Source organism: Ruegeria arenilitoris (assembly GCF_013032855.1).
Lineage (GTDB): Bacteria > Pseudomonadota > Alphaproteobacteria > Rhodobacterales > Rhodobacteraceae > Ruegeria > Ruegeria arenilitoris.
Map to the genome: position 1 here is coordinate 749,883 of NZ_WQDA01000002.1, position 22,925 is coordinate 772,807.

Annotated in this window: 22 protein-coding genes and 1 tRNA gene; 4 read left to right on the forward strand and 19 right to left on the reverse strand. The window is 65.5% G+C overall.

Translation table 11 applies throughout. The features are described 5' to 3' along the window. Positions 1-38: 38 nt before the first annotated feature. Positions 39-914: a carbon-nitrogen hydrolase family protein gene (locus GOW72_RS09925; RefSeq protein ID WP_170366711.1), complete on the reverse strand. Its 876-nt coding sequence runs from the start codon at positions 912-914 to the stop codon at positions 39-41. Between the two features lie 195 nt (positions 915-1,109). Here GOW72_RS09925 and GOW72_RS09930 point away from each other — a divergent pair, with 195 nt between their 5' ends. Further along, positions 1,110-2,285 (forward strand): S41 family peptidase, encoded by a 1,176-nt coding sequence (locus tag GOW72_RS09930; protein ID WP_170366712.1) that lies wholly within the window; start codon positions 1,110-1,112, stop codon positions 2,283-2,285. Positions 2,286-2,340: 55 nt separating this feature from the next. Here the strand turns inward: GOW72_RS09930 and GOW72_RS09935 are convergent, their stop codons facing one another. The 9 genes from GOW72_RS09935 to GOW72_RS09975 form a co-directional block, all read right to left on the reverse strand. Then, the gene (locus tag GOW72_RS09935; RefSeq protein WP_170366713.1) at positions 2,341-2,934 is read right to left on the reverse strand and encodes a GNAT family N-acetyltransferase; all 594 of its coding nucleotides are present in this window, start codon (positions 2,932-2,934) and stop codon (positions 2,341-2,343) included. Then, positions 2,927-3,325, reverse strand: a complete 399-nt coding sequence (locus GOW72_RS09940; RefSeq protein ID WP_170366714.1) for a ketosteroid isomerase-related protein — start codon at positions 3,323-3,325, stop codon at positions 2,927-2,929. Before GOW72_RS09940 ends, GOW72_RS09935 begins: the two co-directional genes overlap by 8 nt. Then, the gene (locus GOW72_RS09945; protein ID WP_170358064.1) at positions 3,322-3,780 is read right to left on the reverse strand and encodes an arsenate-mycothiol transferase ArsC; all 459 of its coding nucleotides are present in this window, start codon (positions 3,778-3,780) and stop codon (positions 3,322-3,324) included. The genes GOW72_RS09940 and GOW72_RS09945 overlap by 4 nt, the downstream gene beginning before the upstream one ends. A gap of 3 nt (positions 3,781-3,783) precedes the next feature. After that, on the reverse strand, positions 3,784-4,263 hold the full coding sequence (locus tag GOW72_RS09950) for a UPF0262 family protein (protein ID WP_093962859.1): 480 nt from the start codon (positions 4,261-4,263) through the stop codon (positions 3,784-3,786). Positions 4,264-4,357: 94 nt separating this feature from the next. Next, entirely contained in the window at positions 4,358-5,659 is a 1,302-nt protein-coding gene (gene hisD, locus GOW72_RS09955; protein WP_170366715.1) for a histidinol dehydrogenase, read from the reverse strand. Positions 5,660-5,717: 58 nt separating this feature from the next. After that, positions 5,718-6,239: a GNAT family N-acetyltransferase gene (locus GOW72_RS09960; RefSeq protein WP_217358125.1), complete on the reverse strand. Its 522-nt coding sequence runs from the start codon at positions 6,237-6,239 to the stop codon at positions 5,718-5,720. Position 6,240: 1 nt separating this feature from the next. Next, entirely contained in the window at positions 6,241-6,717 is a 477-nt protein-coding gene (locus GOW72_RS09965) for a DUF2948 family protein (protein ID WP_170366716.1), read from the reverse strand. Beyond that, positions 6,717-7,982 (reverse strand): UDP-N-acetylglucosamine 1-carboxyvinyltransferase, encoded by a 1,266-nt coding sequence (gene murA / locus GOW72_RS09970; protein ID WP_170366717.1) that lies wholly within the window; start codon positions 7,980-7,982, stop codon positions 6,717-6,719. The genes GOW72_RS09965 and murA overlap by 1 nt, the downstream gene beginning before the upstream one ends. Positions 7,983-7,988: 6 nt before the next feature. Further along, the gene (locus GOW72_RS09975; protein WP_170337448.1) at positions 7,989-8,144 is read right to left on the reverse strand and encodes a hypothetical protein; all 156 of its coding nucleotides are present in this window, start codon (positions 8,142-8,144) and stop codon (positions 7,989-7,991) included. An 83-nt stretch (positions 8,145-8,227) separates the two neighbouring features. On the opposite strand from GOW72_RS09975, the gene GOW72_RS09980 reads away from it, so the two are divergent. Continuing rightward, positions 8,228-8,302, forward strand: a tRNA-Thr gene (locus GOW72_RS09980). A gap of 274 nt (positions 8,303-8,576) precedes the next feature. Here GOW72_RS09980 and GOW72_RS09985 read toward each other — a convergent pair. From GOW72_RS09985 to GOW72_RS10005, 5 genes are all read right to left on the reverse strand, one after another. Next, positions 8,577-8,822, reverse strand: a complete 246-nt coding sequence (locus GOW72_RS09985; RefSeq protein WP_170366718.1) for a MoaD/ThiS family protein — start codon at positions 8,820-8,822, stop codon at positions 8,577-8,579. Further along, on the reverse strand, positions 8,815-11,070 hold the full coding sequence (locus tag GOW72_RS09990; protein ID WP_170366719.1) for a xanthine dehydrogenase family protein molybdopterin-binding subunit: 2,256 nt from the start codon (positions 11,068-11,070) through the stop codon (positions 8,815-8,817). The genes GOW72_RS09985 and GOW72_RS09990 overlap by 8 nt, the downstream gene beginning before the upstream one ends. Then, complete coding sequence (locus tag GOW72_RS09995) at positions 11,070-11,549, reverse strand: (2Fe-2S)-binding protein (RefSeq protein ID WP_170366720.1); 480 nt, start codon at positions 11,547-11,549, stop codon at positions 11,070-11,072. The genes GOW72_RS09990 and GOW72_RS09995 overlap by 1 nt, the downstream gene beginning before the upstream one ends. Then, entirely contained in the window at positions 11,546-12,412 is an 867-nt protein-coding gene (locus tag GOW72_RS10000; protein ID WP_170366721.1) for an FAD binding domain-containing protein, read from the reverse strand. The genes GOW72_RS09995 and GOW72_RS10000 overlap by 4 nt, the downstream gene beginning before the upstream one ends. A 126-nt stretch (positions 12,413-12,538) precedes the next feature. Then, positions 12,539-15,751, reverse strand: a complete 3,213-nt coding sequence (locus GOW72_RS10005; RefSeq protein ID WP_170366722.1) for a reductive dehalogenase — start codon at positions 15,749-15,751, stop codon at positions 12,539-12,541. A gap of 75 nt (positions 15,752-15,826) precedes the next feature. Here GOW72_RS10005 and GOW72_RS10010 point away from each other — a divergent pair, with 75 nt between their 5' ends. Continuing rightward, the gene (locus tag GOW72_RS10010) at positions 15,827-16,729 is read left to right on the forward strand and encodes a LysR family transcriptional regulator (RefSeq protein WP_170366723.1); all 903 of its coding nucleotides are present in this window, start codon (positions 15,827-15,829) and stop codon (positions 16,727-16,729) included. On the opposite strand, the gene GOW72_RS10015 is transcribed toward GOW72_RS10010, so the two are convergent. Then, a complete protein-coding gene (locus GOW72_RS10015) occupies positions 16,720-17,571 on the reverse strand; it encodes a LysR substrate-binding domain-containing protein (protein WP_170366724.1) in 852 nt (283 codons plus the stop codon). The genes GOW72_RS10010 and GOW72_RS10015 overlap by 10 nt on opposite strands. 104 nt (positions 17,572-17,675) lie before the next feature. Here GOW72_RS10015 and GOW72_RS10020 point away from each other — a divergent pair, with 104 nt between their 5' ends. After that, positions 17,676-18,380, forward strand: coding sequence for an SDR family oxidoreductase (locus GOW72_RS10020; RefSeq protein ID WP_170366725.1), 705 nt, complete (start codon positions 17,676-17,678; stop codon positions 18,378-18,380). A gap of 4 nt (positions 18,381-18,384) precedes the next feature. Here the strand turns inward: GOW72_RS10020 and GOW72_RS10025 are convergent, their stop codons facing one another. The 3 genes from GOW72_RS10025 to GOW72_RS10035 are packed head-to-tail and all read right to left on the reverse strand — an operon-like array spanning position 18,385 to position 22,922. Further along, positions 18,385-19,659, reverse strand: coding sequence for an NAD(P)/FAD-dependent oxidoreductase (locus GOW72_RS10025; protein WP_170366726.1), 1,275 nt, complete (start codon positions 19,657-19,659; stop codon positions 18,385-18,387). 42 nt (positions 19,660-19,701) lie between these two features. Beyond that, positions 19,702-20,736 carry an ACP S-malonyltransferase gene (locus GOW72_RS10030; protein ID WP_170366727.1) on the reverse strand — a complete coding sequence of 345 codons (1,035 nt, stop codon included), beginning with the start codon at positions 20,734-20,736 and terminating at the stop codon, positions 19,702-19,704. Further along, positions 20,733-22,922, reverse strand: coding sequence for a dehydrogenase E1 component subunit alpha/beta (locus GOW72_RS10035; protein WP_170366728.1), 2,190 nt, complete (start codon positions 22,920-22,922; stop codon positions 20,733-20,735). Before GOW72_RS10035 ends, GOW72_RS10030 begins: the two co-directional genes overlap by 4 nt. Positions 22,923-22,925: the final 3 nt, after the last annotated feature.

Genomic DNA, 22,925 nt, shown 5'->3' on the forward strand with positions numbered 1-22,925 from the left:
ATGAGCCTATTTCGGCCTTATTTCAAGGGTGGAATCACTTAAAGGCGCGACATTGTGACCGATTCGACTCGGGGCGTCTGCTCGGTCCAGTGGGATCGGTTCAGGACATGGCCATCCGCCCGAACTTCGGCGATCGCCGACAGATCGACGTCTGCGTAGGTCCAGCCGGGCTGGTTGAGCACGCCTTCCGACAGCACGCCGGTTTGTGGAAAGCCCTTGTCCGGCGGGCCGAAAACGCCTCCGGTCCCAGTGTTTGCGTCCACGGACTGGGACCATTCATTGTTACCCACCAGCGAAGCCATCACCGTAACGCATTGATTCTCCAATGCACGCGCCATCGCGCCGATACGGACCCGCCAATAGCCCGACAGGGCCTCGGTGCAGGACGGCACAAGAATCACGTCGGCCTCTGACAGGGCACGGCCCAGCAGGGGAAACTCGCTGTCATAGCATATCAGAACGCCGATCCGACCCAGCGCCGTCTCGAAGATCTTTAGCGGTCCGCCCGGTGCGATGTCCCAATCTTCGCGCTCGAACCGGGTCATGATCTGCTTGTCCTGATGATCCTGCGCGCCTGAGGGGGCGTAGAATTCGGCGCGGTTCACCGGGCGAACTGGGCCGGCCTGAACCGGGGCGGACGCACCCAGAATGTACACATTGTATGCGGCCGAGAGGCGCCGATGCAGGATTTGTACATCTTCCATCCGCTCGAATACCGCCTGGATCGAGCGTTCGAGATCCCCCGCAACCTCGGCCCCGGCCAGCGTCGAAAGCTCCATCGCGCCGTACTCGGGAAACACCAGCAGTTCAGCCCCCTGCCCAGCGGCCTGCGAAACCCAAGCGTCCAGCTTGTCTTCGTACTGCGCCCAACTGTCCAGCCAGTCGAGATTGTAGGCGGCGGTGGCGATTTTCATGATGCGGGTTCCAATGCTGTTCTTGCGAAAAAGTAAATAGCGGTTGTTGCCCGGTGTACAGGCCAATCGGGCTGTGCCCTGCAACAGAAACTTTTGGCTCGATGCTTAGCCTTTCAAAGCAAGGGTCGGGGCCGGGTGCGCGCCGGACCCGCACCCGATCTGGACATTGCCGATCGTCCATGCGCACTGTGACCCATGTCGCTGATCGATGACCTGGAGCTCATTCTGGAGACTGTCCTGCCAAACGACCCCAGCTTTCGGCGGATCGAAAGGGCGGCGATAGACAGCTGTGTCAGCGACAGTCGGCGATACGCACTTGAGGGCTCGGTCGAAGCATTTCTGCTGTCGGCGATGCGCCTTCTGGCACTTCCCAACAACGGGCACACAAGGCTGATCCCGAATGATGCAATCTCGGTGTTGCCTCTGCGGTTCGTGAGCGTGGGGCGTTCCGTCCAAGTCCTTGGGTCGGCATCAAGGGTGATCGCCCCACAAGGCAAGCTGCTGGCAGTCAATGGCGCAGCTGTAAGCGAAATCGAGGCCGCGGCGGACAAATTTCTGGCGGGAACGCGCCAGAGGAAGCGGGTCATCGGTCCGATTATCCTGGCTTGGCCGCACGCGTTGGAACGGCTGGGATTTTCGTCCGACGACGGTATGACCGAGTATCACGTGCAGGACGAAAACGGGCAGACAACCAATCTGAAAGTAGCAAATGGAAACACCGTTCCTGCGTCGACGCTCTACCCGAGAAACGAGCACGGCAAAGCCGATCCAGCTTGGGAACCCGAGAGCTTTGTGGAGATTGAGGATTGGCAGGCACTTGGGCTTTCAATTCAACTGCCGAGCTTCTTTGACCCGGGCAAAGATGCGCTGCGCAAAGCCATATCCGAGGCAGCGGATCGTGTGCGCGCTTGCTCTGACAAAACGCTTTTGATTGACGTTCGCGGAAACACCGGCGGTGATTTTCTTCTGACGATGCCTTTGATCGACGCATTCGCGCAAAGCGCAAGTGAGCGGGTCGTCGTACTTGTCGACAAATTCACGTTCTCCGCCGCGATCGTGTTTGTCGCCATTCTCAAGCATCGCTTGGGTGACAGGCTCACACTCATCGGGGAAGAAATGGGCGACGGACTGAAGTTCTTTGCCGAAGGTGGCTTGCTTGACTTGCCAGCGAGCGGAGCGGTCGTTCGATACTCCTCCGCCTTTCACGATTGGAAGACGGGAACGTCTGACGAAACGACACCGCCCCAAATCGCGCGGCAAATCGTGACCGCGGGAGAACTGAACCTCGGTCGGGAATGTGTCGCAGGACCCTTGGGCGCTCGAACCCGAGGAGCGTTCTATCGACGGATCCTCGAAGATTTTCGCGGCTAGACGAACGGCTGTCGGCGCGCGAGCCAGCGGGCATAAGCAACGCGTTGCGGCGGGTTCACAAATCCCTGATCCAGAACTGCAACGGTTTGAGGGTTTCCGAGTCCTTGCCCAGATCCTTCCACGAAAACCGGGCGATCACGCCGGGCAAGGGCGCATAGCCCCGCGCGCGCCAGAACAGGTCGAGCGGCCGATAGCCGGCCGGCCGCATCGGGTGGTCGCCCGGACGCTGCACGCCGCAAAAGGCACATTTGGCAAAGCCCAAGTCCCGCGCGTGACCCTCGCGTAGATCAAAGAACGCATGCCCGACGCCCTGCCCCCGATAGTCGGGCAGCAGCACGGATTCGGCGCAGTAGAAGATCTGAGACAGGTCCAGCCCGGTGCCGTCGAAAGCGGCGGCGAAATCCTCGGCATGGTCGATCAGCGGCGCGCCGGTCGCGGCCCCCACAAGCCTTTCGCCGTCAAAGGCGCCGACGACGATCGCCCGGTCGCTGTCGCGATAGGATTGCAGGTATCTGCGCTCGTAGTCCAGATCGCCGTCATAGAGATATGGCCAGTCGCGGAACACCGAAATGCGTAGGCGCGCCACGTCGTCCAGCGCCGCCTCGAGCGCCGGCCCTGTCAGCGCGCGGACCCGCGTGACCTCAGCCACCCGACACCTGTTTCACCCAGTCAGCCAGATTGTAATAAGTGGTCACGCGGGTGATCTTGCCGTCCTTGAGGTCAAAGAACGAGCCGGCGGGCAGGCGATAGGTTTGACCCGAGGCCACGGGCAGGCCGGCATCGGTTTCCAGATAGGTGCCGTTGACGATGTATTCGGCGGCCGCGCGGGTGCCGCCCTCGGCCTCGAAGATCACCATATCGCTCAGGGTCTCGCGGTAACAGCGGTTCATATGAGCGCAGAATTCGGCGAATTTGTCTTTGCCCACCCGGATCTGGCCTTCGTTCACGTGATGGGCCACATCGTCGGACAGGCAGGTCAGCATGCCGGCCACATCCCCGGCGTTGAAGGCAACGAAATAGGCTTGGACGGTCTGGGTCATGCGATCTCCGTAGGTTCCCCCCAGCGATCCTTCAGGTGTTTGATGATCTGATCGCGGGTCTGACGGTAATGGTGTAGCTTTTCCTCGCGCGTTTCGCCCAGTCCGGTAGGGTCCATTATTGGCCAATAATCGACATCGAGGTGAAAAACCCGCGTCAGCTCCAGCGCTTTGCGCTGGCTGGCAGGCGACAGGGCCACGATTAGGTCGAATGATCCTAGGTCATCCCCCCATTCCTGCATCTCGTCGAACGACCGCGACCGGTGGCGTGACAGTTCCACGTCGATCTCCTGGCAGACGGCGATGCTGAACCCGTCGATTTCCAGGTCGTTGTGTACCCCGGCCGACTGCACATATGTGCCCGTGCCGTAGAATTTCTTCATGATGCCTTCAGCCATGGGCGAGCGCACCGCGTTGTGGTCGCAGCAGAACAGGACCGAATGCGGCAGAGGCTTCACCCGTCAGCCTCCGAAATGAAGCACGCAGATCAGCGTGAACAGGCGGCGGGCGGTGTCGGTGTCGATCTCAGCCTTGCCCTCGAGCCGTTCCTGCAGGACCCGGCTGCCTTCGTTGTGGATGCCGCGCCGGGCCATGTCGATGGTTTCGATCTGGCTGGGCGGCAGGGTCTTGACCGCATCGAAATAGCTTTCGCAGATCTGGAAGTAGTCCTTGACCACCTGCCGGAACGGACCCAGTGACAGATGGAACTCGGCGGCTTTCTGGCTGTCTTCGGTGGTGACGTCGAACACCAGCCGCTTGTCGCGGATCGACAGTTGCACGTGATAGGGGCCGTCGGGCACCAGCCGGTCGTCACGTTTGGGCAGGGCAAACGAATTTTCCTCGAGCAGGTCATAGATCGCAACCTTGCGCTCCTGCTCGATCTCGGGCGTCGGCGGTGGCAGGTTTCGATCGTCCAGTTCGATATGCGAAATGCGGGTCATGGTCATCGACTTCCGTTCAGGTCAGGCCAGACCTAGCGCACCTATGCCCGCGGGACAACGCGGGAAACGGGCCGGACGCAAGGTCAGATGGCCGTCAACCGTTCAGCCGCTTGAGCCGAGCACCCACGGATAGCCCGTGCGCCTCCAGGCTTTCCGACCGCGCCAGCTGCTCGGCCGCCGGGCCGATGGCGCGCAGAGCCTCGGGGGTCATGTGGCTGAGCGTGGTGCGTTTGAGGAAATCCATCACGCTGAGCCCCGACGAAAACCGGGCCGAGCGTGCGGTGGGCAGAACATGGTTCGGCCCGCCGACATAGTCGCCGATGGCCTCGGGCGTGTACTGGCCCAGAAAGATCGCGCCGGCATGGATCGTCTTTTGGCTGAGCGCCACCGGATCGGCCACGCACAGTTCAAGGTGTTCGGGTGCGATGCGGTTCGACAGCGCGGCGGCTTCGTGCAGGTCGCGCACAGTGATCACCGCACCAAAGTCGCGCCAGCTCGCCCCGGCGATCGCGCGTCGTTCGAGCGTCTCCAGCCGTTTTTCCACCGCCTCGGCCACCGCGCAGCCGAAAGCGGCGTTGTCAGTGATCAGGATCGACTGGGCGCTTTCGTCATGCTCGGCCTGGCTGAGCAGGTCCAGCGCGATCCAGTCGGGGTCGTTGTCCTTGTCCGCGATCACCAGAATTTCGGAGGGGCCGGCGATCATGTCGATGCCCACCTTGCCGAACACCCGCCGTTTGGCCGCCGCCACGAAGGCGTTGCCGGGCCCGGTGATCTTGTCCACCGGCGCGATGGTTTCCGTGCCATAGGCCAGCGCCGCAATCGCCTGCGCGCCGCCGATACGATAGATCTCGTCGACGCCCGACAGGCGCGCGGCCAGCAGCACCAGCGGGTTGACTTGCCCGTCCGGCGTGGGCACCACGATGGCCAGCCGCTCGACCCCGGCCACCTTGGCGGGAATGGCATTCATCAGCACCGAGGACGGATAGGAAGCCAGCCCGCCGGGAACGTAAAGCCCCGCGGCAGAGACCGCCGACCAGCGCCAGCCCAGCGTGGCGCCCGCCTCGTCGGTCCATTCCTGATCCTGCAGCATCTGGCGCTCGTGATAGGCGCGGATGCGCGCGGCGGCCAGTTCCAGCGCCGCGCGGTCATCGTCGCTGACGGTCGCGATGGCCTGCGTCACCTCGGCGGCGCTGAAGGCCAGCGTGTCCGGCGTCAGCTGCAACCGGTCGAATTTCGCCGTCAACTCGATCACCGCAGCATCGCCGCGCGACCGCACGTCGGCGATGATCTGCGCCACGACCGCGTCGACATCGGGGCTGTCTTCGCGTTTGGCGGACAGAAGGGCTTGGAAACCGGTTTCGAAATCGGCGGATGTCGTGTCGAGGAAAACGGGCATTTGCGTACTCCGGGGCGTTTGAACGGGTCTTATCGCCCGCCGGGGCGGGCCTCAACCCTCAGCCCGAGGGGTGCAGCGATTTGCGCAGGGGAAATTGGGGAATGCCGTTCCAGTCCGCGGGCTGCCCCGCCGTGACCCAACCGTAACGGCGATAGAAGTCCAGCGCGGTCTTGGTTGACATCAAATGAACAGTGGTGACCCCGGACAGGGCCAGTTCGGCCTCGAGCCGGGACAGCAACGCGGCACCGACCCCCTGCCCTGCGTGGCCCGGATCGACATAAAGCAGCGAAATCTCGGCCGGTGCGCGCAGCCCACCGACGGCGGCCACATTTCCGTTCCGCTCGGCCAGCCAGATCTGGGTGCTGGAGATGATCCAGTTGCGAACGGACTGCGGGTCCTTGTTGGCTGTCCATGCCGCGATCTTGTCTGGTTGATTTCCGTGGTCGGCCTCACACAGCCAGGTGACGGAGCGTACCAGAACCTGACTCAACCCGAACACGTCGAACACGGTGGCCCGGCGCAGCGACACGCCGGCCTGCCCCGGAGACAGCGCCTGCGAAATGCCACGCTTGTTCTGCATGTCAGTCCGGGTGCCGAGGCGCCTTGCCCGAAGGCGCACGATAGGGGCGCGTCACATCCTTGAGCGTTGCCTCAACCGCTTCCACCGTCAAACGGATCGCGCCATCCCCGGCCAGCACAAGCAGCACCTCGCCTGTGCCATCTTCCGAAGGGTGGAACTCGATATCAAGAACCGAGAGGATCAGGTCCTTGTCGGATCGATCAACCCCCTGGCTGGACACCGACAGGACCGAGTCGAATACCAGCAGCGACTGCACCCGCTCGAATTCCCGACCACGGCGCTCGGCTGCTTCCTTGTCCTCCCACCGGAACCGGTTGAGCAGCAAGGCAAAGCGGCGGCGAGCTGGTTGCCAGGTCATTTCGCTGACCGGAAAAACCGCGTCCTGCGTCAGCGTTGCGATCACCTTGAGGTCCTCGGCATCCAATGCGCCAAGGTTCAGCGGCGCCTCGCGCCCGTCTTCGAATGTTGCGTCTGCCATCAGCCCTTGATCCGTTCTATTTTCGCGCCCACGCCTTCCAGCTTGCGGACCACATGCTCATATCCGCGGTCCAGATGATAGACCCGGCTGACGGTTGTTTCGCCCTCGGCCGCCAACCCGGCCAGGATCAGCGAGACCGAGGCCCGCAGATCGGTGGCCATGACTGGCGCACCCTTAAGACGCTCGACCCCGGTCACCGTCGCGGTGCCGCCATGCACCTCGATCTGCGCGCCCATGCGCACCAGTTCAGGGGCGTGCATGAAGCGGTTCTCGAAAATCCGCTCCTCCAGCACCGAGGTTCCCTCGGCCGTGCACATCAGCGCCATCATTTGCGCCTGCAGATCGGTAGGAAAGCCCGGGAACGGCTCGGTCACCACGTCCACGGCGCGCACCCGGCCATTCTTGCGAGAGACCTTCAGACCTTTTTTCGTCTCGGCGACATCCACCCCGGCGGCCGTCAGCTTCTCGACGAAGGATTCGACCAGTGACAGGCGGCCGCCCAGCAGTTCGACCTCACCGCCGCAAACGGCGGGGGCCAGCATGTAGGTACCCAGCTCGATCCGATCGGTGACCACCTGGTGCGTGGCCCCGTGCAGGCGGTCGACACCCTGGATCTCAATGGTCGAGGTGCCCTCGCCGTCAATCTGCGCGCCCATGCTGCGCAGGCATTGAACCAGATCCACGATCTCGGGCTCGCGTGCGGCGTTTTTCAGAACCGTGGTGCCCTTGGCCAGCGTCGCGGCCATGACGATGTTCTCGGTGGCACCCACTGAGGCAAAGCGCATTTCATGCACCGCGCCCTTCATTCCACCTGGCGCCTTGGCGTGCAGGTAGCCGTCCTTCAACTCGATTTCGGCACCCAGTGCTTCCAGCCCCTCGACATGCAGGTCCATCGGCCGCGCCCCGATGGCACAGCCGCCCGGCAGCGACACCACGGCCTGCCCGAAACGCGCCAATAGCGGCCCCAGAACAAGGTTCGAGGCCCGCATTTTGCGCACGATCTCGTAATCGGCCGTGTGACTGGTCAGATCATGGCTGGACATCGCCAGAACCTGCCCGTCCTGCAGGGCCGACACCTCGGCCCCCAGCGACTGCAGCAGCGCGGTCATGGTCTTGATGTCACTCAGACGCGGCGCGTTGGTCAGCGTCAGCGGATCTTCGCTGAGCAACGTGGCCGGCATCAGCGTCAGACAGGCATTCTTGGCCCCCGCGATCGGAATTTGGCCGTGAAGCGGCCCGTTGCCCGTTACCAGAATCGAATCCATCTGCTCTTAGTCCTTGTGCTGTCCCGGCCGGTCATCCTGTGCGCTGCGCGCCTTGGCCTGCGCCTTGCGCCGCGCCAGGTTTGCCTTGAGGGCAGCCTTGAGCCGATCTTCGCGCGCGGATCCGGATTGTCCGTGTTTTTTGGGTGATTTTTTCTCTGCCATGATCTTTCTCTACAGGAGGCGAAAAAAACCGTCCAGAGACCCTTGCGCCCCGTTTCGTTTGAGTCTAATCACCCGCCCACAGCGCTGCTGTAGCTCAGAGGTAGAGCACTCCCTTGGTAAGGGAGAGGTCGAGAGTTCAATTCTCTCCAGCAGCACCATCTTCCAGTTTTTACCAGGATTCCGCTGCACGACGCCTCGATATCTTTGCAGGCGCAACTTCCCCTACGTCAACCACGCATGGCCGGAAATCACACACATCTGACACCTTCCCGCAATACTAATGCCAATATTGCAATACATAGCGGATCAATCCTGCCGATCCGTTTGATGGTGTTTTTTTAACGAGGGGGTACTTCGGTAGGACCAGGGGTGAGGCCGAAGCGCCGAATTCAAGACCGGGGCTTCCGGTCCTCCCCCGCCGATTTCACGGGGCTACCCGCCCCGCAACCTCTGCATCAGATAGACTTCGGCACCTTCGGGAATGGGTTCGGACAGACCCGCTGCAATGATCCGGCCATTGACGGCAACGGACACGCCCGCGTCGATCGGCGCCTGCAATTGCGGATGGAGGCGCACCAGTTCGCGCAGCAGCTCGCCGGTTGTCGCAGCCTGAACCCGCACCACTTCCTGCCCCCCGGTCAGCGACCGGAGACCGGACCAGAGATGGACCTCAACCATTGCCCTTGAGCGCGGCCAGAATGCGCGGCGGCGACATCGGCAGTTGTCGCATCCGCACGCCCGCCGCGTTCGAGACCGCATTCGCGATGGCCGCCAGCGGCGGCACGATGCCGGTTTCACCCACGCCACGTACGCCGAACGGGTGGCCCGGATTGGGCACTTCGACGATCACGGTGTCGATCATCGGCAGGTCGCTGGCCACCGGGATACGGTAGTCGAGGAACACCGGATTCTGCAGCCGGCCATCCTCGCCATAGATGTATTCCTCGTTCAGCGCCCAGCCGATGCCTTGCGCCGCGCCGCCCTGGTACTGGCCCTCGACATAGGCGGGGTGGATCGCCTTGCCCGCGTCCTGGATGACCGTGTAGCGGGTGATCGAGGTCTTGCCGGTTTCGGGATCGACCTCGGCATCGACGATATGGGTGCCGAAGGACACGCCTGCGCCTTCGGGGGTCGCCTCGAAATGGCCCGAGATCGGCCCACCTGTGCGCCCCATGTCGGCGGTGATCTCGGCCAGCGGCAGCGGGTCGAAATCGCCCGCGTTGGGGCCGGACGGCACCGCGCAGCCGTTTTCCCATTTCACCGCGTCCACGGGGATGCCCCATTTGGCCGCCGCGCGTTCGCATAGTTTCTCAACCGCGTGCTGCGCCGCCTTGATCGTGGCCAGACCGCTGGCATAGGTCACGCGCGAGCCGTGGCTGACGTCGTTGTAACCCAGCGTGGCGGTGTCGGCGATGGTCACGCGGATGTTCTCGTACGGAATACCCAGCACCTCGGCCGCCATCAGCGCCATCGACGCGCGCGAGCCGCCGATATCGGGCGTGCCGACCATCAGCTGCGCCGAGCCGTCCTCGGACAGGGCCAGCGACACCGAGGTCTCGCCCCCGTGGTTGAACCAGAACCCGCAGGCAACGCCCCGCCCCTGTCCCGGCTTCAGCGGCGCGGAATAATGCGGGTGGCCCTTGGCGGCCTCGAGCGTCTCGACCAGGCCGATCCGGTCATAGGTGGGGCCATAGCTGGCCTTGGTGCCCTCGCGCGCGGCGTTCTTCAGGCGAACCTCGATCGGGTCGAGGCCCAGTTTCTTGCACAGCTCGTCGATGACCGACTCCACCGCAAACGCCCCCATCGGCGCGCCGGGCGCGCGATAGGCGGCCTGTTTCGGGCGGTTGGACATGACGTCATACCCCACCTGCCGCACATTGGTCAGGTTGTAGGGCGCAAAGGCGCACATTGCGGTCATGTCGCCCGGCGCACCCGGAAAGGCACCGCCCTGCAGGCGGAACACGCCCTGAGCGGCGGTGATGGTGCCGTCTTTTTTCATTCCGATCTTGACGTCCATCGAGGCCGATGCCGTAGGCCCCGTGGCCCGCAGAACCTCGGACCGGGACATCACGATCTTGACCGGACGGTTGGCCTTGCGCGACAGCGCCAGCGCCACCGGTTCGATGAACACGGTGGTCTTGCCGCCGAACCCGCCGCCGATTTCCGATGCGGTCACGCGCAGCTGCGCGGTTTCGATCCCCAGCAGCGCCGCGCAGGTCTTCTGCACGATCCAGTGGCCCTGGGTGCAGCACCATAGCTCGCCCTTGCCGTCAGCGCCCAGCGAGGCAAGGCAGGCGTGCGGTTCGATATAGCCCTGGTGGGTGGCCTCGGTGACGAAGTGATCCTCGATCACCAGATCGGCCTCGGCAAAACCCGCCTCGACATCGCCATGCCCGCTTTCGTGATAGCGCACGACGTTGGGGTGCATCCCCTCGGGCACCGAATAGTCGGCCGCGCCCTCGCGGATCACCGGAGCGTCGGGCGCCATCGCCTTGTCCACGTCGGTGACATGAGGCAGCACCTCGTATTCGACCTCGATCAGCTTGAGCGCATCCCGCGCCGCCAGCGCCGAGCTGGCCGCAACCGCCGCCACCGCGTGCCCGTCATAAAGCGCCTTTTCCCCGGCCATGACGTTTTCCAGAACGTTCCAGAACTCGCCCTCGAGCCCGGGCTTGAACGGGACATCGGCAAAATCGGCGCGGGTGACCACGGCTTTCACGTCCCGATGCGCCTCGGCCTTCGAGGTGTCGATCCGAACGATCCGCGCATGGGCGTGGGGCGAGCGCAGGATGGCGCCGAACAGCATGCCCGGCGCGGTCACGTCAGCCCCGAACCGGGCGCGGCCGGTGACCTTGTCCAACCCGTCGGGACGGTTCGGGCGGGTGCCCACGAAGGTGAAACGCGACTTGCGATCGTCGAGTGCCATTACGAAGCCTCCCGCAGCTCGGCGGCCGTCTCCAGAACGGCGCGGATGATCTTGTCATAACCCGTGCAGCGGCACAGGTTGCCGGCCAGCCAATAGCGGGCCTCTTCCTCGGTCGGGTCGGGGTTCTTTTCCAGCAGCGCCTTGGCGGCGACCAGAACGCCCGGTGTGCAGACCCCGCATTGCAGCGCGGCATGGTCGATGAACTTGCGCTGCAAGGGGTGCAGGGTTTCGTCCCGGGCCATGCCTTCGATGGTTTCGATCTGCTTGCCCTCGGCCTCAACCCCCAGCACCAGGCAGGAACAGACGAGCCGCCCGTCCAGCGTGACCGAGCAGGCGCCGCAATCGCCGGTGCCGCAGCCTTCCTTGGCGCCGGTCAGGTTCAGCTTGTCGCGCAGACAGTCCAGTAGGGTTTCGCGCGCGTCGCACAGGTATTCGACCGTGTCGCCGTTGACGGTGGTGGTGACGTGATGCTTGGTCATGCGGTCTCTCCCTTGGCGCGGGCATAGGCGATTTTCGCAGCGCGTTTTGCCAGAACGCCGGCCACTTCGGTTCGAAATTCGATCGTGCCGCGCTTATCGTCGATGGGTTTGCAGGCCGCCGAGGCGGCGGCGGCCAGCGCCGCCAGCGCGGCATGGTCCAGCGTGGTGCCGATCAGCGCCCGGGTGCAGTCTTCGACCAGCAGGACGGTGGGCGCCACGGCCCCCAGCGCAACGCGGGCCTCGGTGATCGTGTCACCATCGACGCGCAGGTTCACGCCCACGCCGACCACGGCGATGTCCATCTCGGTGCGCGGAATGAAGCGCAGATAGGCGTCGCCGCCACTCGCGCCCCGCGCCGGGATGTGCAGAGCCGAGATCAGTTCGCCCTGCGCCAGCGAGGTCTTGCCGGGGCCGGTCGGGATGTCCTCGACCGCCACGACCCGATCGCCCGCGGGGCCGGTCACCGTCGCCGTAACCCCTGCGGCCACCATGGCCGGAACCGAGTCGGCTGCGGGCGAGCCGTTGCACAAGTTGCCCGTCAGCGTGGCACGGCCCTGAACCTGGGTCGAACCGATCAGGTCCATCGCCTCGACCACACCGGGCCACTCGCGGCCCAGTTGGGGATGTTCGCTCATCTCGGCGCCGGTGACGGCCACGCCCAGCGTCCAGCTGCCGTCGGCGTGGCGGGCGATGTCGCGCACCCCGTCGATGGCCTTGATGTCGATCAGGGTGTCGGGGGTCACGATCTCGGACCGCAGTTGCACCAGAACGTCGGTGCCGCCGGCCAGAAACCGCGTGATGCCCGTAGCATGGGCAGCCAGATCCGAAGCTTCGGCAAAGCTGGCGGGGCGGTGATATTGCATGATTGTACCTCGCGCCTGTTGGTCAGGGTTCACTGGGTTTGGGGCGACGTTAGAGCAGCCGCGCGGCGGCGTCCATGGCCCGCGCGACCTATTTTTTCGCCTGAAAATGTCGCTTTCCGACCGGGGTCAGAGGTCGATCTCGACCACCCCGCCCGGCTCGGCCGCGCGGCTCTGGCACAGAATCAGTGCCGATTCCCGCTGATTGCGCGACAGGACGAAATCGCGATGCTCGACCTCGCCCGCAATCAGCCCGCATTTGCAGACGCCGCAGATGCCGTCGGCGCATTTCACGTCGACATGGATGCCGGCCTCGTTCAGCACCTGCGCCGCGTCTTTGTCGACGGGCACCTCGAGGTCACGCCCTGACCGTGCCAGCCGCAAGGTGAACGGGTGGTTTTCAAAATCGGGCTGCTCGGGCACCGAGAAATACTCCAGATGCCGGGCCTCCTCGGGCCAGCCCTGACATTCGGCAGCCTGCATCACCGCCTCCATGTAGCGGTCCGGGCCGCAGGTATAGACATGCCAGCCGTCGCGATAGCCCGCCAGGATCGTGTCTAGGTCGGCGCGGGTGCCCTCGTCCGAGACATGCAGATGCACGCGATCCGCCCAGGGCGCGGCGGCCAGATCGGCCAGATACCCGGCCTTTTCCCGTGAGGGGACGGAATAATGCAGATCGAAATCGCGGCCCAGCGCGTTCAGGCGATGCGCGAAGGCGATCATCGGGGTGATGCCGATGCCGCCGCCCATCAGCAGAGTGCGGGAGGCGGTCTCGTCCAGTTGGAAATGATTGATCGGCTTTGACACGAACACCTTGCGGCCCGGCGTGAAGATCCGGTGCAGCAGGGCCGATCCGCCGCGGCCCTGATCCTCGCGCAGGACCCCGATCTGATAGGTCATGCGGTCGGCCGGGTCCCCGGACATCGAGTATTGCCGCAGAAATTCCGGCGCCACCAACACGTCCAGATGCGCGCCGGCCGTCCAATCCGGCAAGGGCGCACCGTCCGGGGCCGAGAATTCGTATTTGCTGACATCCGGCGTCATCTTCTCGACCTTGGTCACCTCGACCCGCATGACCGGGGCGTCGCCGGAGATCGTGTAGCGATGAACCACCGACAGGTCTCCGGCGGCCAGACGCGCCTTGTACTCCTCGGCGGTGACCATCGCCTGATAGGCGGCAATCCCGGCTTCGCGGTCCATCGCAAAGGGATAGGGCCAGGGATGCGGCGCAATGGGGGCGGGATAGACGGCCAGCGTCTGATCCTCGTATTTCAGGTCAAGATCCTTTTGCAGATCGCGCCGGTTCAGCGGGTGCGCTGTGGGCCGATAGGCGCCGTCGGGCTGCAGTTCCAGATCCCACCACCATTTCTTGGTGTCGTTCAGCCCGCCATTGCCCAGCGCATCGTCCAGTTTCGCCAGCGCGGGCGCAGCGGCGGGAATGGTCATCGCAGCCCAGCGGAAGGGGCGTTCGGCGAACAGCCCTTCCAGGTTCCAGGGGCAGGTCTTCATGCAGCGCCCGCACATCGCCCCGCCGGGCGTGGTGATCCGGTAGGTGGCGCATTTCTGGCTGTCGGATTTCCAGATCTCGTAGCCGTTGAACATCAGCTTGGGCCCGGCGGTGATCGCCCCCGAGGGGCATTCGCGAGCACATTTGTTGCAGCTTTCGCAGAACCGCTGCAGGCCAAAGTCGATGGGCTTGTCGTGGGTCATGGGCATGTCGGTGGTCACCACACCCGATTTCAGGCGCGGGCCCAGGAACGGGTTCAGAATGACCTCGCCGATGCGGCTGACCTCGCCCAGCCCCGACAGCAACAGCAGCGGCGGCTGCAGCACTTCGCCATCCATCACCGTATGCGCCTTGGCCTTGTAGCCCAGATTGCGGATCTGACGGGCCAATACCCCACCCAGCAGCGAGAACCGCAGATAGGCGCGCATCGACTGGGCGACGCTGATCCAGTCATCGCCGGAAGCGCCCTCCATCGTTTCATAGCCCTGGTCGATGATCATGCTGACGGCCTGATCGTGGGGCGGCAAGATTTCCTCGCCGGTAGCGTCGTGGGAATACCACGCCCATTCGGGGCAGCGGCAGAGGCCCACGGCATCGACGCTCAGGAAATAGCTGGCCGCCTTAATGTTCGCCGCGTTGCGCTCGGCATCGGTGGGGCTGGCGACCTCGGCGCTGTCGCCGTCCTGCAGCAGGACGAAGGCCCCCAGCGCGCGCCGTTGGGCAAAGCTGGGCGCGGATTTTCGGACGTAGTGCCCGCCCTTTGCCGCGTCCTGCAGCGGTTTGCCCATGTCGCCGAACTGCGCCCGCGCAAACATGTCGGCGCGTTTGGGCACGCGGGCCACGTTCGCTTCGTCGATATAGGTGGTCGGGCTGTCCACGCGTTTGAGCGTCTCGAACGGGTGCGCGCCATCGACATAGCGGCGGCGGGCGAAAGGGTCGCGGTTCAGCGCGCTTTTGGCAAAACCCGCGCCCAGCCACCACGCGGGGCCTTGGGTGCGGAACCACGGCTGCCGGTCGCGCGGGGCCAGCGGTCGATCATGGGCGATTTCCATCTCGGTGGTCACGGCGGCCAGCCCGAACCGGCGCCCCAGCCAAGGGGCCACGGCGGTGCCATCCTCGGCCCAGACCAGCCCGGCTGCGGCGGCAAGGCGCGGCAGGTCCACGTCCGAGGACATCACCGAATGCGCCCGCGCGTCATACCCCAAAAGCCGGATGTAGTTGGCGATCACCACCGCGTTTTCGGTGGCCAGCAGGCAGGCGCGGTGATCCTGCGCATCCAGGATCCACTCGGCGCCGGGCTCGGCCGGATCGGGGTCGCGGTGATGTTCGTACAGGAACACGATGGCATGGAGATGGGCGGTGATCGGCCCCGGCTGGGCCGCGACGCTGTCGCGCAGGTCGGCCATGATCACGTCGATCCCCGAGGCCAGGGTCTTTGTCTGCCGGGTCTGCAGCGCATGGGCCAGCCGGTCGATATCGGGGTTGCGCCGGGGCTGGTCCAGCAGCGCCTGCGGCGGCAGAGGCCCGCAACCCATCATCGATGCATCGTTGAAATAGCCAAATGCCTTCAGGTGGTTGGCGCGCTCGACCGGATCGCCGGGCATCTCAGCCCGGGCCGGATTGACGAAGCCATCGCGGATGGTGTCCAGCATCGCCTGAAACTCGCCCATCGCGTTGACGATGCTGTCGGGCTGCTCGGGGCGGTCGAAACTCAGCACCGGCATGGGCGCTAGCGCCGACAGATCGGGCAGCGCATCCTGTCGCCGCAGCCGTTCCAGCGGAAAAGGCCCCATGTGAACGGGTCGGTTCTTGTCCGAGAAAAAGCGGATCCCCATCGCGTGCCTCCTGTTGCCAAGCTTCCCCTAGCGCGGCATGAACAGCAATACCATTCATGGCGGATCATAAACGGTATGAAGAAAATTGATTTCACGGATCTGGACGGCAAGGTCCTGCGCACCTTTCTGACGATCCTCGAGGAAAACTCAGTGTCCAAGGCCGCCGACCGCCTGGGCGTCACGCAATCAGCCATCAGCCACACGTTGGCCAAGCTGCGGCAGGTGCTGGGCGATCCGCTGTTCGTGCGGTCGGGCCAGGGGCTGCGCGCGACCGAGCGGGCGCTGGCGCTGAAAGACCCGATGCAGAGGGTGCTGGACGGTATGCGTGCCCTGACCGACGAGCGGCCCTTTGACCCGCTGTCCGAAGAGATCACCGTCCAGATCGCCACCAACGACATGCCGCGCGAGCTGATCTTTCCGCAGTTACTGCGCAGGGCGCGGGCCGATGGGGTGCGGCTGCGGCTGGGGTTCATGCCCTCTGGCGTGCCCGACCCGGAACTGCTGCGCAGCGACAGGTGCCAGCTGATGCTGACACCACTGCCGCCGGACGGCCCCGACATCTTTCAAAAGCTGCTGGTGAGCAGCCCCCTGATGGTGTTCTACGACGCCGAACGCCGCGACCCGCCCGCCGATTGGGCCGCCTATTGCGCCGCCGACCATGTCGAGGTGCGGTTTCCCGATGGGCGCAACGCGCGGGCGGTGATGCGCGGCGTGGACCAGAGCCAGATCCGTCCGCCCACCGTGACCCTGCCGCATTTCAACGCGATCCCGGCCTTCGTGAAGGGCAGCGACCTGATCTCGACCGACACGGCCCTGATGAAACAAGGGCCTTTGGCGGCGCTGGACTGTGCGCCCCTGCCCTTCCATTGTCAGCCTGTGTCGATCTACATGGTCTGGCACCAGCGGTTCGCCAACGATCCCGCCCATCGCTGGCTGCGGGGCCAAATCGCGGCGATTGGCGCCACGCTTCAGGACTGAGCCCGCAGCCAGTCGCGCATCAGCGCCACCAGATCCGGCTGCCGCGGCTTGCGCGGGGTGACGATATGGAACCCCAGATCGTCCAGCAGCACCTGCGCCAGCGGTTGAACCAACCGCCCCGCCATAAGCTCGGCCGCGACCAGTGGCGCATTGGCCAGCGCAAAGCCCTGCCCGGCCACGGCGGCGTCGATGGCCAGGCTGGTCTGGCTGAAATTCATCATCCTCGGGCGCCCCTGCACGCCGGCACGTTCCAGAAACAGGGGCCACAGACCGTGTGAATCGCTCAGCAATACATGCGCGAGCAGGTCTTGCGCCGATGTCACCTGCGCGGCCAGGTCGGGGCTGCCGACCACGACGAATTCGGTGGGGAACAGCGGCTCGGCCACAAGGCCGTCGCCAAACGGCGCGCGGCCCTGCCGCACCGCGATATCCACCCCGTCCGTCTGGAAATCGGCCAGCCGCTCGCGCGCATCGACCTGCACCGAAACATCCGGGTGGCGCGCGGTGAAATCACCCAGCCGCGGCACCAGCCATTTCGAGGCAAAGCTGGGCGTGACCGACAAGGTGATCTGGCGCTGGCCGGACAGGTCTTCGACCGCCTCTTCGATCAGTCGGAAAGCCCGGCGCAGGGGCGCGTGGAACCGCCGTCCGGCCTCGGTCAGCCGCAGGCCGCGCGGCAGGCGGTCGAACAACGGGGTGCCCAGCCGCGCCTCGAGGCCCCGGACCTGCTGAGCAACCGCCCCTTGGGTGACACCCAGTTCCTGCGCCGCCAGCCTGAAGTTCAGGTGACGGGCCGACGCCTCGAAGGCGCGAAGGGCGTTCAGCGGAGGAAGGGCGGCCATGACGCTCACACAGTAGATTTTCTGCAGCCTTAGGGCAGAAGAACTGATTGGTCAAACGGCCGGCCACGCTTCATCTTGGCGGCAGATTGAAATGGAGAACGAAGATGACAGAAAAAGTAGCTCTGATCACCGCCGGCGGCAGCGGCATGGGCGCGGATGCGGCGCGACGGCTGGCGGCGGACGGGTTCAGGGTGGGCATCCTGTCCTCGTCCGGCAAGGGCGAGGCACTGGCAGCCGAGCTGGGCGGCGTGGGCGTGACCGGCTCGAACCAGTCGAATGACGACCTGCAGAGGCTGGTGGATGCGGCGATGGCCCATTGGGGGCGGATCGACGTGCTGGTGAACTCAGCCGGGCACGGACCACGCGCACCGGTGCTGGAACTGACCGACAAGGACTGGCATCAGGGGATGGATGTCTATTTACTGAACGCCGTGCGCCCCACGCGGCTGGTGACGCCGATCATGCAGGCGCAGGAGGGCGGGGCGATCATCAACATCTCGACCTTCGCGGCGTTTGAGCCGGACCCGGTATTTCCAACCTCGGGCGTGTTCCGGGCGGGGCTGGCGGCGTTCACCAAGCTGTTCGCCGACAGATATGCCGCCGAGAACATCCGCATGAACAACGTCTTGCCCGGCTTCATCGACAGTCTGCCGGAAAAGGAGGAGTTCAAGGCCAAGATCCCCATGGGCCGCTACGGGCGCAGCTATGACGAGATCGCCTCGGTCATCGCGTTCCTGGCCTCCGAGGGCGGCGGCTATATCACCGGGCAGAACATCCGGGTGGATGGCGGGATCACCCGCTCGGTCTGATCGGTCAAACCCTTGCCTTGATCAGATGCGTCAGCGCCGCGCCGGTTTCAAAAAATGCGCGGCGCAGGCCTGTCCAGCTTTCGATGTGCTCAGGCAACGGCGGCAGCGGCAGGCGGGCGGGGTCGCCCGCCAGCAGACTGTCGGCCATCATGCGGCCGAACACCGTGCCCGGCCCGATCCCGCGCCCGGAATAGCCATGCGCCGACAGCGCGTTCGGCCCGATCTGCACCAGTTTCGGGATATGGTCCGAGGTCATGGCGATGCGCCCGTGCCAGCCGTCCTTCAGCGGTTGGCCGGCCAGCGCGGGAAAGATCTGCGCCAGTTTCCGCGTGATCCAGCCGCGATGAGCGAAACTGCCCGCGTGGCCCAGATCACCCATCGCCCCAATCACCAGCCGCCCGGCCTGATCCATGCGGAACGAGGTCATGATCAGCCCGGTATCCCAGCACCCCTCGCCCCCCGGCAGCAGGGTGGCGCGGATCTCCTCGGGCAGCGGATCGGTGGCGTATTGAAAGTAATAGACCGGCACATAGTCCTGCCGGGTGTCAGGCAGCCCCGCGTGATAGGCGTTGGTGGCCTGGATCAGCGCCTTGGCGCGCACCGTGCCTTGCGGCGTGTTCAGGTGCCAGACCTCGCCATCGTGGTGCAGGGCCTGCACCGGGCTGTTGGCGTGGATCGCGGCCCCGGCCTGCCGCGCAGCGCGGGCGAGGCCCTGAACATAGGCCAGCGGCTGAATCGTTCCGGCGCGCGGGTCGAAGATGGCGCCGTGAAACGCCTCGCTGCCGGTGCGGCGGGCGGTTTCCTGCGCCGACAGCAGTTCGACCGGCGCGCCATCGGCGGACAGCTGTTGATGGCGGGTTTGGAGGTCGCGCAGGCCCTTGGGCGAATGGGCCAGGTGCAGGGTTCCGGCCTGCACCGGCTCGCAATCGATGGCGTGGTCACGGATCAGGCGGAACACTTCGGCCGGGGCCTGCGCCAGCAGGGTGATCAGCCGGTCGCCGGCCGCACGGCCCAGATGGGCGCGGATCTCGGCCGGGGGCAGCCACAGCCCGGCATTGGCCAGCCCGACATTGCGGCCCGACCCGCCATGGCCGATCTCAAGCGACTCGAGCAGACAGACCGACGCCCCCGCCTGCGCCGCGTGCAGCGCCGCCGAGCAGCCCGTATAGCCGCCGCCGATCACGGCAAGGTCCACCGTGACAGGCCCGGTCAGGGGCGGGGCATCCACCCGCTCGCGGCTGGTCTTGGTCCACAGGCTGATTTCCGGGTCGGTGGTCATGGGCGGGATGTCCTTGAATGCGCGCGCAGATTCCCCGAGCGCTTAGCCGATGGCAAGAGGTCTTTGATCCTCGCGCCCCAAAGCGATCAGGAACGGGTCCTGCGCCTGCAGGGCCTGAAAGCTCTCTTTGTCGGACATGCCGCGCCAGTTGGCCAGCACCAGCGATTGCGCCACCGCGCCGCCTAATGTCGCGCCAGGGCCGGTGACGATGAACAGATCGGGTGCGAATTCACGGGCGGCGGTCTGCACCGCGCGGGTGAAATCGTAGGGCTCGGTCACCTGATGGCCCAGCGTGTAATCCCACAGCGCGCCCGTGTCGGTTGCCCCCGGCCACCAGATCTTGCCGCGCCCGTCGATCATCGGCAGGTCGGGCTGGGTGAACAGCGTGGCGGGCAGTTGGCGGCGACCCTCCTGCGCCACGGGGGCCTGCAGGCGCGTGTGAAAGGCCGCGTGATTGGCCAGCCGCATCGGGAACCGTTGCTGCACCACGGGCTGCGCGGCCTCGAACGCCTTGAGCCCGGCCTCATTGCCGGCCAGAACCAGCATCCCGCCCAGGTCGATCGACAGGGCGAGGTCATGTTCCGGCAGAGAGTCGATGCGCGCCACCTCGGCCAAGAGCTCGGCCTTTCGGGCCGGGTCGTCGCGCCAGTCGTCACCGGTGAAGGGATAGACCAGCTGCCCGCCGATCAGGTGGGTCTGCATCAGCGCGCCCATGGTGTTGACCACCCGGAACCCGTTTTCCGGCGACAGCGCGCCAGCAGCGGCCAGCGCGATATACCAGCCCATCGAGTTGCCGGTGACGGCCACCACCTCGATATCCTCGGCCAGCGCCTGCGCATCGGCCAGCGATGAGGCGTAGATCAGCGGCGAGGCCACGTCGCCGCGGGAATACTTGCTGACCGAGAATCGCGACGCGCCGTCCAGAGCGGTCACCGCCTCCTGGCCCGTCTCGGCGCGGATCGCGTCGAATTCGCGGAACAGTTCCATGCGGTTCGAATGGTGACGGTGCAGATAGCCCAGCTCGGGCTTGTTGTAGGTGCCCCGGCCGGGGCAGATCACGACGACGGTGCGGGTCATTTCTTGGCTCCGGTCAGGGTCAGGGCGGCGGCCACGATGCCATCCTTCGAAGGCAGCGGCGCGGCATAGGCGGGGCCGGTGGCGATGAAGCAATCCTCGGCCACCACGCGGGCCGTGGGCAGGTCGGTCTGTTCGGCAAAGAGCGTCATCAGCGCCTCGGACTGGCTGCCGGTGCGGCGGCATTCATCGACGATCAGGACGTGTTTGCAGCCTTTGGTCGCCTCAAGCAGTGCTTGTTCGGGCAGCGGCGCCAGCCAGCGCATGTCGATGATGCGGGTGTTTAGCCCCGCACCCTGCAGTTCGGGCAGGGCCTGTTTCGACAGGTAATGGCCGTTGCCGTAGGTCACGATCGCCAGATCGGTGCCGTCGCCATGCACGCCCACCTCGCCCAGCGCGATGCGTTCGTCGGACGCGGGATAGCGGGTCATCCACGCGCCGTCCTGCGCCTGATGCAGGTCGCGCATCGGGTAGAGTGCGATGGGTTCCAGGAACACCACCACCCGCTGCTCCTCGCGCGCAAGGCGCACGCATTCGCGCAGCATCCGCGCCGCGTCCGCCCCGGTCGAGGGGCAGGCGATGATGACGCCCGGAATGTCGCGCAGCACGGCCAGCGAGTTGTCGTTGTGGAAATGCCCGCCAAAGCCTTTCTGGTAGCCCAGCCCGGCGATCCGCACGACCATCGGGTTGGTGAACTGCCCGTTCGAGAAGAAGGGCAGCGTGGCGGCCTCGCCCCGGATCTGGTCCTCGGCATTGTGCAGATAGGCGAGGAACTGGATCTCGGGGATCGGGACAAAGCCGTTGTGGGCCATGCCGATGGCAAGGCCAAGGATGGACTGTTCGTCCAGCAGCGTGTCGATCACCCGGTCGGGGCCGAAACGCGCCTGCAGCTTCTGCGTCACGCCATAGACGCCGCCCTTGCGGCCCACGTCCTCGCCCATGCAGACGATCTCGCCATGTTCCAGCATCAGGTCGGTCAGCGCCCAGTTGATCAGGCGCGCCATCGGCTGCGGGTCGTCCATCGCGCGCAGGTCGCTGCCGAAGGCGGCGGCGCGGGCCTCGGCGCTGGGGCCGTTGGTAGGTTTGCAGGGGCGCTTGGGCGGGATGAGGCTGGCCGCGACCTCGGCGGCGGTGGCCAGATGTGGGCGGGTGGCAGCCTGCGCCGCGATGCGGTCGGTGCGGGCGCAGGTCTGTTCATAGATATTCAGCGCCTGTTCGGGCGACAGCGCCCCGGCCTGATCCAGCAGGCGCACCGAATGCAGCAGCGGGTCGTTGGCCTCGTCGGCCTCGACCTCGGCGCGGCTGAGATAGGTGGTGGGCACATCCGCCCCGGCATGGCCGTAGAGGCGCACGGTTTTCAGGTGCAGGAAGGCCGGTTTGCGCCGGGTGCGGACGTATTCGGCCGCCTGCTGCGCCACCGCGAAGGTTTCATAGATGTCCAGCCCGTTGGCCTGAAAATACCTGATGCCCGGTCGATGCTCCATCGAGGCCTGAATCCAGCCCTTGGGCGTCTTGACCGAGATGCCGATGCCGTTGTCCTCGCACACGAACAGCAACGGCAGAGGGATCGATTGCACGCTAGTCCAGCCGGCAGTGTTGATCGCCCCCTGCGCAGTGGAGTGGTTGGCCGAAGCGTCGCCAAATGAGCACATCGCGATGCCGTCCTCGGGCAGCTGTCGGTGTTCGGGGCCATGCCGCCGCGCCGCACCCAGGCTATAGGCCGCCCCCACCGCCTTGGGCAGGTGGCTGGCGATGGTCGAGGTCTGCGGCGGGATCATCAGCGCCTTGGAGCCCAGCACCTTGTGCCGCCCGCCCGAGGTCGGGTCCTCCTTGGAACAGGCGAAACTCAGCAGCATGTCCCAGGCGATCTGCTGGCCGGGCACCTGCTCGGCCCGGGCGATCTGAAAGGCGGCGTCGCGATAGTGCAGAAAGGCGATGTCGGTCGGGCGCAGGGCATGGGCCACGGCGGCCATGCCTTCGTGCCCCGACGAGCCGATGGTGTAGAACCCCTGCCCCGCCTTCTGCATCGCCCGGCTGGTGCGGTCCAGCGCCCGGCTGAGGACCTGAGAGCGGAACAGCGAGACCGCCTCGGGCGCAGTCAGGCCCGGGCGCGGCGGCGCGCCCGCGGGCAGGTCGCGGTTGGCAACGCGGGTCAGGAAGTTTTCGTGAACGATCTGGGCGCGATCCATCTG